This is a genomic window from Nocardia sp. NPDC004582, from assembly GCF_053602115.1.
Genome location: NZ_JBSGCY010000310.1, coordinates 1 through 1,044, shown reverse-complemented (window position 1 = coordinate 1,044; position 1,044 = coordinate 1). Strand labels below are relative to the sequence as shown.

Here is a 1,044-nt window from a genome sequence, read left to right as displayed (position 1 = left end):
CTTCGCGGCGGGCGCGCCGCCGGCGGAATGGGCGGCGGCAGGATCGGCAGCGGCGGGATCGGCGGCAGCCGGATAGGCGGCGGCGAGATCGGTGGCAGCGGGATCGGCGTGTCCGCCCGAAGGCGCGCCACGGCGTGCGATGGCGAGTGCGTGGGAGCCCGGCTTCGGCTCGAAGCTCGGCGCGGCGAGCAGCCAGGAGTGTCGTTGGGCCTGGACCGGATGCGTGTATCGCAGCCACGCGCCGAGGAATTCGAGCCGATCACCCAGCGTGGCGTCCGCCTCCCGCCGCAGGCGCAGCAGGGCGTGGTCGGCGTGCAGGATGTGACCGTGCCACAGCATCTGCAGCACGGTCGTGGGTAGGTCCGGGCACGGCACCCGCCCGGTGCGCAGGGCCGCCTTGAGCCGTCCGAAGTTGCGGGTGCGCCCGGACGGGTTGATCCGCCATTCCACCGCCACCAGCCGGGTCGCGATGCCCGCCCGTTCGTCGGCGCGGCGGCTGGCCCGGTAGGCCAGCTCCAGATAGGTTCCGGCGCTGTCGAGTTCGTCGGCGTCGAAGGCCCGATCGGCGACTTCGAGGAGCACCTGCGCCGCCCACGACCCGCGCGCGTCGCCCGCCTCCACCAGGTGCGCGGCCACCGTGGCCGCCGGAAAGCCTTCCCGGCACAGCAGTTCGGCGGCGGCCGCGTGCAGCGCGCGGCGCTCCTCGGCGGGCAGTTCGCGCAGCACCAGAGCCGCCATGTCCGGGTGCGGGCGGCAGTCGCCGAGGATCAGCCCGGCGCGCGCCAATTCCGCGGCGACCGCGCGGATCTCGCCGATCCGCCGGTCCGCGAGCGCCGCGACCCGCGCTACCGTGGCCCGCTCGCCCAGCACCGCAGCCACCCGCGCCACCCGCAACCGCTCGGCCTCGACCGCCTTCGCCCGAGCCACCGAGGCGTTCGCCCGCCCGGCTCTTGGCCGTCTCCGGGACGGTACGGCCGCGGTCCTCGAGCAGGGTGACCGGGTCGCCCTCGGTCACCAGCCACTGGTGCATGGCGAACCAGGTGC

The 1,044-nt window shown here is 75.5% G+C and carries 1 protein-coding gene; it reads right to left on the bottom strand.

The window, feature by feature from the left end:
- Positions 1-927, bottom strand: a 927-nt coding sequence (locus ACWELJ_RS34240) for a hypothetical protein (protein WP_452370195.1), incomplete at its 3' end; no start/stop codon positions are given.
- Positions 928-1,044: the final 117 nt, after the last annotated feature.